This window comes from Pseudomonas sp. CC120222-01a (genome assembly GCF_003097235.1).
GTDB lineage: Bacteria > Pseudomonadota > Gammaproteobacteria > Pseudomonadales > Pseudomonadaceae > Aquipseudomonas.
The window spans coordinates 212,173-227,694 of record NZ_QEQQ01000007.1; the positions used below are offsets into that span (position 1 = coordinate 212,173).

The 15,522-nt window shown below is 48.4% G+C and carries 14 protein-coding genes and 2 pseudogenes; 8 read left to right on the forward strand and 8 right to left on the reverse strand.

Annotated features, from left to right (window positions below):
* Nucleotides 1–687: 687 nt before the first annotated feature.
* From N430_RS29720 to N430_RS29275, 3 genes are read left to right on the forward strand one after another with little or no spacing between them, the layout of a single operon-like run.
* A complete protein-coding gene (locus N430_RS29720) occupies nt 688–1,788 on the forward strand; it encodes a hypothetical protein (RefSeq protein ID WP_256592125.1) in 1,101 nt (366 codons plus the stop codon).
* On the forward strand, nt 1,785–2,690 hold the full coding sequence (locus N430_RS12225) for a hypothetical protein (RefSeq protein WP_110638668.1): 906 nt from the start codon (nt 1,785–1,787) through the stop codon (nt 2,688–2,690). Before N430_RS29720 ends, N430_RS12225 begins: the two co-directional genes overlap by 4 nt.
* An 8-nt stretch (nt 2,691–2,698) precedes the next feature.
* On the forward strand, nt 2,699–3,436 hold the full coding sequence (locus N430_RS29275) for a hypothetical protein (RefSeq protein WP_133248842.1): 738 nt from the start codon (nt 2,699–2,701) through the stop codon (nt 3,434–3,436).
* 16 nt (nt 3,437–3,452) lie between these two features.
* On the opposite strand, the gene N430_RS12230 is transcribed toward N430_RS29275, so the two are convergent.
* A complete protein-coding gene (locus tag N430_RS12230) occupies nt 3,453–3,947 on the reverse strand; it encodes a very short patch repair endonuclease (RefSeq protein WP_110638667.1) in 495 nt (164 codons plus the stop codon).
* Between N430_RS12230 and N430_RS12235 the strand changes: the two genes are divergently transcribed.
* A complete protein-coding gene (locus N430_RS12235; protein ID WP_256592126.1) occupies nt 3,913–5,622 on the forward strand; it encodes a DNA cytosine methyltransferase in 1,710 nt (569 codons plus the stop codon). The genes N430_RS12230 and N430_RS12235 overlap by 35 nt on opposite strands.
* Nucleotides 5,623–6,637: 1,015 nt before the next feature.
* Here N430_RS12235 and N430_RS29280 read toward each other — a convergent pair.
* A complete protein-coding gene (locus N430_RS29280) occupies nt 6,638–7,987 on the reverse strand; it encodes a hypothetical protein (RefSeq protein ID WP_133248843.1) in 1,350 nt (449 codons plus the stop codon).
* A complete protein-coding gene (locus N430_RS12250) occupies nt 7,984–9,192 on the reverse strand; it encodes a hypothetical protein (RefSeq protein ID WP_110638664.1) in 1,209 nt (402 codons plus the stop codon). Before N430_RS12250 ends, N430_RS29280 begins: the two co-directional genes overlap by 4 nt.
* Nucleotides 9,193–10,122: 930 nt before the next feature.
* Here N430_RS12250 and N430_RS29285 point away from each other — a divergent pair.
* Nucleotides 10,123–10,935, forward strand: coding sequence for a hypothetical protein (locus N430_RS29285; RefSeq protein ID WP_133248844.1), 813 nt, complete (start codon nt 10,123–10,125; stop codon nt 10,933–10,935).
* The gene (locus N430_RS12260) at nt 10,935–11,612 is read left to right on the forward strand and encodes a DUF262 domain-containing protein (RefSeq protein ID WP_110638662.1); all 678 of its coding nucleotides are present in this window, start codon (nt 10,935–10,937) and stop codon (nt 11,610–11,612) included. The genes N430_RS29285 and N430_RS12260 overlap by 1 nt, the downstream gene beginning before the upstream one ends.
* A gap of 22 nt (nt 11,613–11,634) precedes the next feature.
* On the opposite strand, the pseudogene N430_RS12265 reads toward N430_RS12260, so the two are convergent.
* From N430_RS12265 to N430_RS12280, 4 genes and pseudogenes are all read right to left on the reverse strand, one after another.
* Nucleotides 11,635–12,008, reverse strand: a pseudogene (locus tag N430_RS12265) (AAA family ATPase); the annotation flags it as partial.
* A gap of 158 nt (nt 12,009–12,166) precedes the next feature.
* Nucleotides 12,167–12,433, reverse strand: coding sequence for a DUF3077 domain-containing protein (locus N430_RS12270; RefSeq protein WP_079228827.1), 267 nt, complete (start codon nt 12,431–12,433; stop codon nt 12,167–12,169).
* Between the two features lie 103 nt (nt 12,434–12,536).
* Nucleotides 12,537–12,779, reverse strand: coding sequence for a hypothetical protein (locus N430_RS12275; RefSeq protein WP_060513428.1), 243 nt, complete (start codon nt 12,777–12,779; stop codon nt 12,537–12,539).
* A 389-nt stretch (nt 12,780–13,168) separates the two neighbouring features.
* A complete protein-coding gene (locus tag N430_RS12280; RefSeq protein ID WP_110638661.1) occupies nt 13,169–14,077 on the reverse strand; it encodes a DUF2167 domain-containing protein in 909 nt (302 codons plus the stop codon).
* A gap of 193 nt (nt 14,078–14,270) precedes the next feature.
* Between N430_RS12280 and N430_RS12285 the strand changes: the two genes are divergently transcribed.
* Entirely contained in the window at nt 14,271–14,471 is a 201-nt protein-coding gene (locus tag N430_RS12285) for a DUF1737 domain-containing protein (protein WP_110638660.1), read from the forward strand.
* Nucleotides 14,472–14,516: 45 nt separating this feature from the next.
* Nucleotides 14,517–14,651, forward strand: a pseudogene (locus tag N430_RS29725) (GNAT family N-acetyltransferase); the annotation flags it as partial.
* A gap of 73 nt (nt 14,652–14,724) precedes the next feature.
* On the opposite strand, the gene N430_RS12295 reads toward N430_RS29725, so the two are convergent.
* Nucleotides 14,725–15,381: a Bax inhibitor-1 family protein gene (locus N430_RS12295; protein WP_110638659.1), complete on the reverse strand. Its 657-nt coding sequence runs from the start codon at nt 15,379–15,381 to the stop codon at nt 14,725–14,727.
* Nucleotides 15,382–15,522 lie beyond the last annotated feature (141 nt).

Genomic DNA, 15,522 nt, shown 5'->3' on the forward strand with positions numbered 1-15,522 from the left:
GGGGATAATATAACACGCCTTCTTGGTGCTCCCTCCCTTGATCCGCTACAAACTCTGATACGTGAGGCATTGCAAAATGTAGCAGATGCGGCGAAGCTTGGTGTTGGTCCTACGATTGAGATAAGAGTCCGATATTTGACTGACGAACAACGCTCTGTCCTTGAAAATAAAATGATCGGAGTGTTGCCAGTAGGTGCGCAATCTAACGCACTCTTAAAGGAGTCGCTAGCTAAGGATAGGCTGGTAGTTATGGAAATATGTGATTTTCAGACTATAGGCTTAGGAGGGCCAACTCGATCGGATCGAGTGCCTATAGGTACGTCTAATACCCAATTTATAAATTTTCTTCGAAATATTGGGGTGGCGAGGAATACTGTGCGTGGCGGTGGAACTTATGGATTTGGGAAGGTTGCCCTATATAAAGCCAGCCACTGCAGCACAATCATCGTAGATTCTTTGCCCCATGAGGACGGACCTGAAGGGAGACGACTAATTGGGTGTCATTTAGGTCCCTCATTTGAAGTATCGGCTGGAACGATGTCACACCGCTTCACTGGTCGACACTGGTGGGGAGTAGCTGACCCGAAGGATGGGGTGGTAGATCCTGTGACGGGTGTGGCGGCACAGACGCTCGCAGCGGCATTAGGTATGCCAGAAAGGGGGCGGGATCGTACTGGCACTTCTATCATGATTCTTGATTACATCTTAGAGGATGAGGATCTTCGGTCCTTTGCGGGAAGAATTTCAGAAGCGATTCTCTGGAATTTTTGGCCGCGCATGATGCGCGATACGCCACCATCTCTTAAGTTCAATTTGCGGCTTGAGGTTGAGGGTAGGAATTTTGAAATTCCTGCTCCGGAGAATTTCGCTCCGTTAGATTTGTTTTGTAAAGCAATGAAATCCGCAAAATCTGGGAAAGGCAATAATCTTCTTGAGCTTTCTGCGACCAAGTCAAATATAAAGCTTGGAGTGCTCGCTATAGAAAAAGGGCTGCGAGGACAGCGGCGTAATTATGTTGCTGATAGTAGCCTGATTCCACCTGTGGCGCAGCATATTGCGTTGATGCGCCCTGTGGGCTTGGTCGTGAAGTATATGATAGGTACTGCTTTACCGGATGAGAGGTTAGAGTGGGGCGGTGTCTTCGTTGTAAGCGATGAGGAAGAGGTTGAGTCGGCTTTTGCTGAGGCCGAGCCACCTGCGCATGATGACTGGATTCCCGAAAATCTAGAAAAAGGTATTGCTAAGACACTTGTGAATGTCGCGCTTCGAGATTTGAGGAGGATTGCTTCTGAAATAGGCTTGAGTTCAATTTTGAACAAGCCGAAAACGCAGGCTGGGCCGCCATTGGCGAAGCTAGCAAGTCGACTTGGAGCGGCACTTGAAGGTGTCAGTGGAGATGGTGCTGGAAGAGTTAGAAATAAGGCTGGCGGCAGAAGGAAAGTTACACACGCTCTTGCCAGTGGGCCGCATTTTGTTCGGTTAGAGTCCGTAAAAGCTGGAATTGTCGCGGTGTTTAGAACCGAAGTGCGGCAGGATGCAAAACGAAGTGCCAATGCACTAATAGCGAGCGCCTCTGTTGCGGTGGATGGCGGGCGAGCAGTGGAGGCAGGTGTGGGATTGCCAGATCCTGTTGTTTTATCGATTTCCTCTGTGGATGGCCAAAACTTTGCGAGGGGTTGCCGTCTCAATATTGAAGGTGAAGAAGGCATATATGAAATTAGAGTTATGATGCCAGATGATTGTGCTGTGATTGCCAGTGCAGAATTGATTATGGAGGCCAAACGGTGAAGCGTGTTGCGTTTCCATTTCTGACCTTGTCAGAGTTTGCTGTGACTGCATCCACATGGTGGTTTTCCTTAAATAATAGTGAATGGTCCCCATTGGGAGAGTATCTGGAGGATTGGGATCCAGGATCTGTGGTTCGCCTGCGCCGTGAAATTAGAATTGATCCTGCTATCGCTTCTGATGATTTGAGTCTAAATATTTTGGATTCGGAGCTTTTGGTCTTGGTTGCTTTAGGAACTGGGCAAGGGCGGTTGCCTCGATTTATAATTGAGCAGCACTCTAAGTTGATGTGTAAACAGTCTTGGATTGTCGGCTTTGAGTTTGAGGTGCTTGGTGATCTGCTTTCTTCGGTGATAGATGTAAGTACTAGGGTGGTGTTGGCGACTAAAGTCAAAGGTGGCTCGGTTCTTTCCCCGAGCCGATTAGGTGACCTACTTTGGTCGGATCGTGCCCGTAGTAGATTGGAAGGCGAAGAGCCGAGATTTCCAATTGAGATTGCGGATATTGGTTCTTTAGCAGGTGAAGCCATTTCGTCTTTTGCGCCTTGGTATCTGCATTGGTCTCCACGTGAATGGTCTCGTGATTTTCATGGTGCGCTACGACTCTATCTTAGTCACGAGCATGGTGATCTCATTGATCGTGTCGAGTCGGAAGATCCCATGACCTTGCGCATGCTCTTGGCTGACATAATGGGGCAGGTATGTGAGCGCTTTATCACGGATCCTGAGGTTGCGGATTTATTCAACTCTCCTGAACCCGGCTCTCTGGCGTCGCAGGCGGCTTCATGGTTAAAAAAAGCTTGGCCTGGAAAAGATCATGATTTCATAAAGTCGGTTTTTGACAATCGGCCTGGAGTTTTTCGCGCATCATTGGTGGCGCTTGCAGACCTAGGGGAAGGTGAATGATAGCGTTAATGCCGCGGTTAGCTGCTCCGGAAGCAGAAAGGTTACTAGAGGTATTTCTGCAGGAAGGGCCGGAAACATGGAAAGCTTTCAGTGCGGATGAGCTTCCAAGGGCTACGAGATTCGCGCCGACTGGTGGCAGTCCGATATCTACAAAAACCTTGGTTGAACTACGCTTGGAGATTCTAAGAATAAAAGATGAATGTCAGTCTCAAAGGAAAACCTTACGTTCCGACTTTTCAAGCTTTGATTTCCGGGTGGCAATACTTTTGATTAATAAAGATTTTTTATCAAGCGGGGAGTGTTTCAGAGATGATGTATGGGCTTTTTTATCGATTGTCGTAATGCCTGATATTGTGAGCTGGCGGTTCGGTGGAAGTGTAGAGCGGTATTTTGGTGGTGTTAGGAATACTTTTCAGCGGCTCTGGATGAGGGGTATGCTATTTGACAGAGGGATGCAGAGTGATAATCGTTGGGGATTATTAAGCGAGCTCTCTGAAGACGCTTTCTTGCAAATCGTAGAGCGCCCCGGCATTGCAAGTAGTCCCGTTATAGCGACGGCTCTTGCAGAAGCCTGGCTGCGTGCTTCTTTAATTTATGGTCGTGGGTCTATGGAGGCTCTAACCCGGCGGGCCATACTCAAACTTCGTGCAAAAAATGAAATTAGGTTTTTTGGCGGGTTGCCGCCTAATGTTTTGGGGAGTGTTCTTGATGAGGCTTTTCGTGATGCAAGTCGAACAAATCTTTGATGCTAACATATTGATTTTATTTGACTATTTTATGATTTTGTGATTTTTTTTGTGCGCTTATTTGCTTCTCAGGAAAGGTAGGCCATGAGATGTGTTTTTGATTACAATCACGTATTGCGTGAGGCAGCCAGTCCATTTCCGTCACCGGTCTGTGGATTCCGCATTCCCAGATCTCGAAAACTCGCCAGCCTAGGCTAAGGAGATTCGCTCTATTTTGCAGGTCTCGGCCGATGTTTTGGTCGAATTTCGCTTGCCAAAATTCGGGGCGGGTCTTGGGCGTAGTCGTAAATCTGCACCCGGGATGCCTATGCCAGAAGCAGCCGTGAACGAAAATGCACAGCCTGTAGCGTGGTAAGACCACGTCCGGTCGTCCGGGAAGATCCTTGGGATGTAGTCTGAACCGGAAGCCTTGCTTGTGCAGCAGCTTTCGAATTTTCATCTCCGGGGTAGTGTTGCTACCACGGATGGCGCCCATCATGCGAGACCTGACTTCTTTACTGACGATGTCCATGACTGAATCCCAAATGAATTTACCGTTAGAACGAACCCCTGCTATCGAATCCGCCCATGAGTTTTCGAAGGCTATCCAGATCGTTGATCTCTTCGCCGGCCCAGGTGGCCTAGGTGAGGGCTTCGCTTCGTCTGGTAATGGACAACGGTTTGAAATCGTGGTTTCTGCTGAAATGGACCCAGTAGCCCGTGAAACACTTAAGCTTAGAGCGTTTTACAGGCTTCTGAAACTTAAAAACCCTGATTGCCTCTCAGATTATTACGATTTTTGCAATGGTCGCAGTCATAGCCCCTATAGTAAAGATAGCGAGGAACAGTGGCATGAAGCTGACGCTGAAGCGAGATGTATTACGCTTGGCTCGAATGCCGGCGATGAGGAGCTTGACAAGATACTTGATGATAAGCTTGATCACAAAAGGCCCTGGGTATTAATCGGGGGACCTCCCTGCCAAGCCTATTCCCTTGTTGGTAGATCACGAAACCAAGGCAAGGCGAATTATTGTGCAGAAAATGATCATCGGCATTTTTTGTACAAAGAGTATCTTAGAATTATCAAGGAGCGACAGCCGACAGTATTTGTAATGGAGAACGTTAAGGGTATTTTGTCCTCCAAGGTTGGTGGCGAGGGAATATTTACTCAGATACTTCAAGATCTCACTGATCCTCACAGGGCGCTTGGTGATTCCTCGCCGGGCAATAAGTATCGAATCTGTTCGTTAGTGAGTTCCGAGTCATTTGGACCTGATGAAGATGTTTCCGCTGTCGATGCTCGTAAGTTTGTTATAAGAGCTGAAAATCACGGTATACCTCAGGCTCGGCATCGTGTAATTTTATTAGGTATCGCTTTAGATGAACAAGGGCGGGTTCCCGATTTCTTGCCAATTCCGTTTGTTGAACAAGTGAGTACCAAGCAAGTAATTGATGATCTTCCAAAGCTGCGTAGTCGACTAACCAAGCAAGAAGATGATGATGAGGCTTGGTATAAAGTAGTCCTAGATCAGCTAGATGAGCTGATGGCTGAGGTTGACTCTGCAGTTGATCCAAAGCTTGCGGCGGAGATGAAAATAGTTTGGGAAAATATTTTTTCCCCAACGCACGGGGTCGGAGCGCTTCGAGTTCCTCGCAAGAGAGATGATGGCGTTACCGGTATCGCTGAGTTGGATAAATGGTATCGAGATGATAGATTAGCCTTCTGGTTGAACCATGATGCGCGAGGTCATATGCCTTCTGACTTGAGAAGGTATATGTTCGCCAGTGTTTATGCGCGCGCATACAAGACCTCGCCAAAAGGGCATCTTGAATTTAAACTTTCTGGTTTGGCTCCTGCGCACAAAAACTGGGAGACTGGTAAGTTTAGTGATCGTTTTAGAGTGCAGCTTGAGGGCCTGCCAGCAACTACAGTCACTAGCCATATTTCTAAGGATGGGCATTATTTTATTCATTATGATCCGACGCAGTGTCGTAGTTTGACCGTTAGAGAGGCAGCGAGGCTACAAACATTTCCTGATAATTATTTTTTTCAAGGAAATAGGACAAAGCAATTTCACCAGGTTGGAAATGCTGTGCCACCGCTTCTGGCAAACAAAATTGCGTCTGTTGTCTTCAGCGTTGTTGCTCATCATGCTAAGAAACTTGAGTCTAAAAGCTTTTCGACAGATGCAGTTCGTTTGATTTGATTTTTCAATGGATTCGGTGGGGCCTCAGAATAGATGCTGTGCTTGGTTATTAGCCTATAAAAGGTCAGGCTAGGCAAATCACAATGCGGACTAATACAGCATCTTCGGGTCCGCTGGTTTTGGGATTTGAATCCGCGCTAAGTCTAGCAGTTTACGCAGGGCATAAAGTTCACACATTGATGTCTTAATCAATAAGCACACCGTTGATCTGAGCTACTTCAATCTTGCCTGCTGGGTAGCGGCTCGCGGCTCCGGCTCAATTTGCCTTTAGGGGATGGTGGTGAAAGGTCGTTGGGATGGTCTGTAATGAGGGCTGGATTGTTGTCGCTCTAACTGCTCGGGGCATTAATTTGGAGCATTTGTGAGTTCTCCTGGAGGTTGGAGCATGGGCCTGGATTGTTGGTGGCACGTTTTGGGTCCATCGCCTGCAAGCGCTGCTCCTAAAGGGTGGGTAGTGCAGGTGCTTCATTTTTTATCTTGCTAAACTCGGCATCATTGAGCAGGGCCTTGGCTGTGACGCTGAGGTTGTGCGAAGCGCAGAGCAACTTGGCTTTGTCCTCCATACGGGTTAGGGCGTGGATGTTATCCATCAGCGCAGAGGCCTGTTCGCGAGTGCTTTGTCAAGGATGCGGTTCAATGTGGAAGAGTGAATAGGCTGGTTTTCACGTTGATGAAACATGGTTTGCCAGCTGTATATTTAAATGCCGAACATCTGAAGTTGTTAGGCATATAGTTGTGAACTGGAAGCTAACGGTAATCGTTTGATATACAAAACCTTAGCTGTTTTCTGTAGGAGGTTGCTCCTGGGCAATAGGAAACAGTGGGTCCACACCCGTGTTTTCCCATGGCCCAGAAACCCTAGGCTCGGAGTTCGGCGAATTAGCGCTAAATCATGATACATTACGTCGTTGAACAGAGGTCTAGTCTACAGGTATTAAATCCTCGGCGACGATGCGAATGGCTAGGTGAACGGTTCGCCTCATAGACCTCAGTTCGTAATGCAGCCAAAGTGAGCTCAAGCTGATAGGCTCCAAAGCTTTATGGAATTGGAGCGATACCAAACAATATCGTTATCTTCAGCCATCGCTAAGAAAACAAACTCCTCTAGTGTAGGTAGCAGGTATTGCTCCATGACTAGCCGGCATCCAGTGCTGTAAGTCTCGTTAGATATGTGGAACTCTGTTTCTTTATTATGAACTATCGAGCACCTCATCTGGTAAATAAGCGTGGAAAAATACCTGATGAATTGTATTGAAGAGTTGATGGTTTGACTGCCATTAATCAAGCTGGATAGAAAGGTATCGATTTCTAAACCGCTTGCAGCGTGAGTAGTCAAAAAATTTCGCCAAGTAGTGAGCGCGAAATCTCCAAAATTTCCCGTCGCATAAGATAATGAGAAAATCGATTTAACAAGCTTCTCAATTGCGTCCACTTCGGAGATGTCGACTGCTTTATTAAGTCTTCTAAAATCTCTTATGGAAAACATTGCCCCATTTGCTTTTCGCTCAAGCTTAACTATTTGGCTTTTTATCATGAAGTTCTCGATCACATGATACATGGAGAGAAACTTTGCAAGTACATCTTTTCTATCCAGATACTCGCCTAAAATATGAATAACTTCACTAAACTGAGCGTAGCTATTAGCCGGTATGTAATTCTGTTGCGAAGAATTTTGGGGTGGTGCTATATAAAGATTTGAGCGAGTAATTTTATTGCCAGAACTTACCATGTGCAATTTCATGAGCGCAATGACGTTAGCATTCCCGGCGTGGCGATCTGTTACACAGGTTCTTTCGCAAACGATCATCGACTTCCCAAGCCTAAAGTCAATTGTTGTTCCGACCGAAATTAAAAAATACAAAAGATCGAGCGCTACAGCGCTTTCTGAAAGCGCTGTCAACGAATCAATTGAACTAGGATTTACCCAAAGAATATTCCGGTTTAGTGTAGGTAAGTTAGTTGAAAATGCCCTGCACTCAAACTCTATGTCGCAGTAAAAAAAATCAAATCCATCATCGACATCCTCAGCAGGCAAAGGGGAAACTTCATTCTGTAGAATTCGTTCGGCAATCATCAAGCCAAATAAGCAAGCCTGATAGTCAAATCCTGGAAATTGCTCAAAATTGTCCTTGAACTTATTTATAAGAACATGCAGCTGAGGTAGAGCTGGGTAAATATCCAGTTGGTCTCTATAGCTTTCTAAATTTTCTTTTTCATCAATGAATGCTACAAAGAGACTCTCAAAAAGTTCCCTTTCCGAATCATTCTGCAAAGCTTCAGAAAAAATGTCGGCTTTTGTTGTGTCGTCACAGACACTACCAAATTGAGCAATGAGTGTAGAATAAACAGCATCAACCTTTCTCATTGCGGTTCCCTCGCGAATGCCAAGGCCCAATCAATTTTGCTGCTGTAGTCAGAGCTGATGAGAGACTCAATGCCTTGGAAAATTGAAATACGATTAATATTCCCCACATTTACTTTGGCAAGGTCCACGCTATTCCTCGCTTTCTCATAGTCTCCAAGATTAACTAAATGAAAGTTTTTAGCTAGCTGTTCTGCAATATTTACCAGCTCCCCGGAGGGATTGGCAGAAGATCCGATTGCAGCAAACATTGCAGCTAATGACACTTCGCGCCCCATCCACTGGACCCCCTCATCACCAAATGCGTCAGACGCGGCAACGTCTAAGAGATACAATGCACCAATGAAGTCTTCAAGAAATTGGTAGGAAAACATATCGACGAATAATTCTAGTTTTCCTTGGTCATTCTGTATGCTTTCAATAAACATTGTGTTTGTTATTACTGGTGTGCGACTAACGTAAGATACTAACGCGGCGATCAGCTGAGAAAACTGGTAGTCACCAACTTTTCTTACTTTGCTAAACGAGGTGGCAGAAACGTCTTTCTCTCTCTTGATTCTAATTTTATTGCTTTTAGTTTCGGCCATTATTGGCAGTAGATTTAGGAATAAAAGTTCTAGCTGGTGCTTGATGTTGACAGGCTTATGTCCGGCATTCAACAATAGCATTTTTCTTACTTCTTGCTCGGGCGTGAGGCCTATCCAAACTTCGAACCATTGGAAGTTTTCGGTAAAGCACTTTTCTAGGTTTTCTCTACCATTTTTGTCAAAATATTCTTTTACTGAGATAAGGACATTGCCTGCGGAACCTATGTTCGCCAGTTCATCCTTGAACTTTCGCTTTATTTGAAAATCAGTTAAGCCCTCTATCTGTCCGGCGACTTTGCTCAAGAACAAGTCTTTGGTGTCACTTATGATTTTCAGGCGATATGTTCGTTGTAAACCATCTAATATTTTAAACTCGCTGCCCGTGTGAGTGCTGATGCCAATGTCGTTGTCTGTCGTAATCAACGTGATTGAAGGGATATGTCCTTTATTTAAAACGGTATGTATTAAACGATCCAAATAAATATTACTTACAATGGATCGCTGGATAGAATATTCGTCATAATCTTTGGGTAACGAGGAAAGGTATTCTTTTAGCGTGGCTTTTACTAGAAAGCATTTACTTTGACCCTCATCCTTGAAATCTAAAATATGGTATTTCATTTTAACTCATGCTCCTAAGGCCCTATTGCCGCTTTGAGCCATAATTTTTAAAGATCTGCGGTGTTGTGGCTCGTACGAAACACTATGTCAACTCTCACAAAATCGCAAGCCACACTCCCTCTGGCGACCTTTTCAGAGTAGGTACATACGTTGTTTTTAGCAAATAGAACCGTTCCGAACTTTCAGCGTCGCTAGCGAACGGCTGTTTCAGGTCCGAGCTGTATGAAAGAATCTGTGATTGTCTAGCCTTTTGATCGTCAAGATAGTGGAGAGCACGATCACGAAGCGATCGATTGTCGGTGACAAGATCAAAAGGCTGCAACTGCAAGTGCGATTACTCAATGCCGTGGAAGAGTAGCTTGAACCAGTCCCGGTCAGCATATCTCCTTAAACATGTTAAGAAATCGGGAGTTGAGACGCTGAAGAGGGTCGCTGATCTAGGTTATTACAAAAGCCGGAAATCCAAGCTTGCGCGCAGGCTGGCAGCTCCACATTCGCCTAACCACTGACATCGAGCTGCACGCAAGACGTCATCTACGCGTGTTCAAGAGCATGGGACCTAAGCAGCAACTCCCGAAAAGTTGCTTTTGGCTCAAGGCTGGCAGGCAGGAGTGTTTGAGCCGACGGAAACCAGCCAGTCGGCTCAGGGTGTGAGCGGCTAAATGCAGGTTATGGGCGCTTAATTAATATTGTCGTGCTTTGGTCTCAAACCATTTTTCTTGCTAACTATAGTACTTAGCTCTTGCGCGACAGCTAACTCAGAAAGTATGCTACCATATGGCAAGTGTGAAAATGCATAGTTGCTTATGGATAAGGCCATAGCAGTTCATTGAGGTCTTCTGCGGGGTGTTTTTGATGCATGACTGCTGAGCCGCTTTTTAACAAAAATTGATGAAATATTCGCATTGCCTATGAAGAGCGGGATAGTACATGAATAAGCCAGAAGGCATGGATGAGTATATACTCTGGGCAAGTGAAAATATAGGATCTTCTTTTAGCGATCAGCCATTGGAAAGTCTCTATGAAACCAATATGAATAATATTTTCAATGGTGTAACGCAGCACCCGTTTTTTGTGGGTTTTTCAAATAAAGCAAAATCTTGGCTAGCCGATTATAATCGTTCAACACAATCAGATTTATTTACTAGTAGTCACGAGCCTAAGTTGCTTATAAAGCCTTATGCCTCAGTTGTTGAAAAAACGTATCGGCAAAACATTTTGTGGAACAAAGGTTTTCCAAGTGAGCCAAAATCAGGTTGGTTTACTCACGAAAACGTATATTTTCGTTTTAATGATCTAATACGTGGTAGTTTGGTCTGCAGATTTCTCGATGGTCCAGAGTTTGTCGCTGAAGCCATTCGAAACTATGCTGGAGAGCATGGCCTAGACTCAAGGCAGTACACGCAGGAGCGCGATGATGGTTATTATGCATATCATGTTTATATAAAGATTCCAGTGACTATATATGATATTGCCTGGGCGAAGTATAACGTGATGATTGAGATCGAAATTCAAATAACTACTCAGCTTCAAGAAGTACTGAGAAGCCTCACTCATAAATTTTATGAAACTCAGCGCCTACAAATCACGCCTGATAAAGGTAAGTGGAAATGGGATTTTAAGTCTAACAGATTCAAAGTGGGCTATCTTAGTCATACTCTTCACTTGCTAGAGTCTGTAATCCTAGAGTCTAGAGATAGAGTCATGGCGATCAGTGGTGATCAGCAGAAAGGTGAAGAGTAATGGCAGGGTTTCAGGTGACTTCCTTGAGCTTGATAGAGTTACTTCATAAAATGGAAAGTGGCGGTATACTCACGCCAGATTTCAATCGTGGGTTTGTATGGAAAAAAGCTGAGATTAAATCTCTATTCGAAAGTGTTTATTCAGGGTATCCAATAGGAATTATTCTTGCGGCTATAGGGGTATATGACGACTATGCACCATCCCTCCCTGAATCTTCTAATTTCCCTATTCAGAAAAATACTTTCAACTCTTCGGGTCCTATCTTGTGGGTTATTGATGGATCTCAAAGGCTCGCGGCGCTTTATGGTGTGCTGAGAGGGGGGGGTGTTGATGTTGATTTGTATTTCGACTTAATTGAGAAGGAGTTTTTATACAGTCCTAAAGAAAAAAACAGGTTCGCAACAATAAAAATGTCTAGCCTGTTTGATTATAAGGCGTTCATGGTCTTTCAAGATAGCCTTGTGGCAAGCGACTTGCGTGGCAAATTGATTTCAGAAGTTAATGTGCTTCACGCTAAATTTCAAAGTTACCAAGTGGTTTTGCAAGTTATCGATGGCGCGTTTAGGGATGAAGTGGCCAATGTATTTGCTCGTATAAATATGTCTGGTCGATCCTTAAGCAAGGATGAAGTTGAAAAGGTAAAAAAATACAATAGACAATATAAGCTACAAAGATGAATTTCCGAGTGGCTAGCGTCATGCCCAGCTGGTGCTGACGGCAAGGGGGATCTTGTTCGATGCGGAAGCGTTCGTAGGTCCGCCAGTTATTGAGTCGTCATCGTAGCTCGCCGTTCTTTGACGCTTGGCGGGGCGTCTGACTATGTTGACGAAGCTCTCACAACTATCGGCGTGCTGATCAAGCACTGTCCAGCTGTCGCCCTCCCGGGCACGCACCATGGCGTTTCTGCGCTCTACCAACAACGAAGAGGGGTGGTAGACTCCAGCACCCCAGATGGCTTCAGATTTGATCTCGGGGTCGAGCATGAATGCAGTGGGATAGGGCAGGGGAATCGGCATGCTGAGCGAGATGGCAAAGCCGAAATCCTCGTTGGCAAAACGCAAGCGCAGGCGTTTGACGTTGGTCTGAAGCTGTTGTCACTTGAGCTGCTCGGGGTGTTGGTTTGGAGCATTGATGAATTCTTCTGGGAGTTAGAGCAGGGCCCAAATTCTTGGGGCCGCTTTGCGGCCCATCGCCGGCAAGCGCGGCTCCCACAGGGTCGGGTGTCACGACTTTAGTCTTTCATCATGCCCAGTTCGGCATCATCGAGCAGGGCCTTGGCCAAGGCGCTGAGGTAGTGCGAGGCCCAGAGCAGCTGGGGTTTGTCTTCCATCAGGCCGTCGATGGTCAGGTCGCGGACGTAACCCATCAGTTCAGAGGCCTGTTCGCGGGCGCTTTGGCAAGGGATGCCGGGTTCGATGCGGAAGAGGGGATGGGTCTGGTTATCACCTTGGTAGAAGGTGGTTTTGCCGACTGTGAATTTGGTTTCTTCGGTGGCCATTGGTTGATCTCCCTGAAGTTGTAGCTGCCTGGGCTGGCCCAATCGCTCGCAAGCTGGGGACCCGAAGACGAAAGCGTCAGTCCAGGCAGGAACATGATGCGAATTAATGCAGCGTCTGCGGGTCGGCTGGTTTCTGGATTTGAACCAGCGCCGATTCGAGCAATTTGCGCAGGGTTTCGAGCTCGTGCATTGAGGTCATGATCAACAATGACACGGGGGACTTGGGCTGCATCAGCATTGCCTGCTGCGCAACGACCTCTGCGCAAAGTGCGTAGTCAGCCGCCATCATCAGGGTGTCTTCGAGGGAGTGGAGATTGTGGGGTGGATCTGGAACTATTTTTAACATTGGCTGTGTTCTCGATGGGGCCACCGGCATTCCGCTGTCAAACGGAATGGTGGCAGCTGTGCATGGGTTGACAGACCGGCGAACACAGAAACCGGCGCACGCGAACGTGCCCCATACACAACCGCCATGAACGAGTGTGCGCTGTATATCGTCGCGGCCTGTCAAAGCCGGTCGTTGATGTGCAACGACCCACCGAGCCTAAAACTCAGAAATAACAACCGCAACGGAAAACAGGCGTCGGCAGTATCTTTGGGAAAGGTCCTACGAGGAAGGGGCTAAATCTGATTTTATTAGCCAGAGGGCGTAACAATATGTGACTGCTCAGCCCCATAAACCGACTCGAACAGTCGCGGCCGTGGCCCACCCATCAAGGGTGAGCCAGGCCAGCATCAGGCTTGCTTGCGTTTGAACAGCTTGCGGAAGAAGGCGGCAATGGCCAACAAGCCCAGGACGATAAACTTCTTGAACGCCAACAACGCAACCCCGATCTTGGCGAACAGGCCCGCTTTGGCGGCGATGCCACCGGCGACCAGGGCGGCCAGCCCGTAGGGCGCTAGCTTGTCGGTCTTGGCGTCGTAGTCGGCGTAGCGGTTGCCGTCGGTGAAGTTGGTGAAGGCGAGGATCTTCGGCGTTTCCTGCTTGATGGTCTGCAGGTCGGCCATCGCCGCCACGGCGTTGAGCTCCAGCACGCCTTCGCGGCCCAGCACGCGGATGCTGTAGTTCAGCGTGGTCTGGTCGGCGTCTTCGGCCTTCAACTCTCGCGCCCAGTACATCTTGTGGGTCGCCTGGTCGTAGCTCGGTGGCTCGGCCCAGCCCAACAGGGTCAGGCCGGCATAGCCTTCCTGGCGACGCTGCTTGTTGTCTTCCTCGTCCTCGGCCTTCATCTGCTCGAGCAGTTCGGCGTAGTCGATCTTGGCGGCGTCATCGTCGGAAATGTGGCCGTCGTTCTTGTAGCTGATGATCACGCCCCAGCCGTTGTCCGCGAGCGGATTGACGGCAGTCGGGATGATCATGCCGAGGGTCTTGAAGCCCGGTGGGTTGCCCCAGCCTTCGGTCAGCAGGCGCTCGGTGTCGTCCGGCGACAGGTAGTAGAACTCGTTGTTGAGTTGCAGGCTGGCGATGCCGCTGGGCAGGGTGATGTGGCCGTGCTGTGGCTTGAGCGTGGCCAGCCACTGTTCGGCGGTCAGCTGCGGTTGTTCGCTGGTGGTTGGCGCAGACGGGGGCGTGCTGGCGGCAATGGCGGGCAAAGTGGTTGCGCAGAGCAACACTGCCGCCAACAGATGGCGTAGGTGTTTCATTGTAGTCCCTTACAATTTGAATCAATTTGGCCGCGCAGGGTAACTGAAAACACTGGCCAATCGCCAGAATTTCATGTTTGTGCCAATGCATCAGGCTTTGCTGCGAACACTGGCGCAGCCGCTGGCCGTGGCCGTCCGCCCGCCATTACCAGTACACTCGGACTACACACCGACTACCGCAAGGACCGAGCAGATGACTCAACCACCGGATGGATTACCGATTTACCGGGTGCTCACCGGCCCCGATGACGCATCCTTTTGCCACCGGGTCAGTGACGCCTTGAAGCTGGGTTATCAACTCCATGGCGGGCCTGCACTCACGTTCAATGGCAAGGATGTGATCGTAGCGCAGGCTGTGACTTGGCCAGGTGCCCACGTAGCTGTGTCCTCGTAAAACAGCATCCGAGCTGAAGGCAAATCCTCAGCCTCACGACCTCGCGGAGCGCTGTTGAGTCACGCTATTCAATCCGCGTGAGAGCGGGTTTGGGTGCATACCTGCACATTCGGCCATCCAGCCGCGCTGCGAAACTATCAGGCGCGTGGATTGCGTATTTACAAGCAGGAAGAGACGTAGCCCAGTGGGTGAGCCGCGGCAAGCGCGGCTCCCGCAGGGAGCGCGCAGGCCTGGGGCTGATGCTTGGCGTTGATTACTTCTTGGCCATGATCCGCAGAATGCGCAGGAACAGGTTGATGATGTCCAGATACAGCGCCGCAGCGCTGTCGATCGCGTTGTCGACGGTGCGCTCGATTCGGTTGGCACGCCCCCAGTCCACGCCGATGTAGCCGCAGAAGATCGCGGCGACGATGTAGTCCATGGCCGCCAGGTGGGTGCCGAAAAAGAACGATTGGCCCAGCTCGACGATGAGCGACACCAGCAGGGCGATGAACAGCGACGACTCGATCCGTTTGAAAAATGCCGGGAACAGGGTCCCCAGTATCATCATCCCGGCCGTGAGCAGGATGGTGGTCTGCACCGCCTGAATGATGTGCTCGTGCGAGTACCTGGGCAGCACCACGACCAGCAACAGGCCGATCGGCACCACGATCAGGTTGTAGCCGAGGAAGCTGTACATCGGCTCCTGCGAGCCGGAGAGCAGGGCGACGCCGGCCATCGCCAGAACGAAGTAGCCGATGTAGAACGCTATCGGGGGAATGGCCAGCATGACCTCGGCCGGTACCGTGGTGACCAGGTACCAGTTCACCGCAAACCCCCACAGCAGCACGGCACCGAGTATGAGGTTGTAGGCGTTGGCCGAGATCTGGTGGTTGGTGCCGACCCGGTTGAAAGTATCGTTTTCAATCATGTGCTGCGCTTTCCTTTGCTGAATATCCATGCCACGACAAAGCCGGCGGAGGGTGGGCGCGGTCTTGTTGTCGATGATCGACCATGATGGCATATGGCTGTATCGCTATTAAAGGTCCGCAGGCAAAGCGAAAACAGCAGT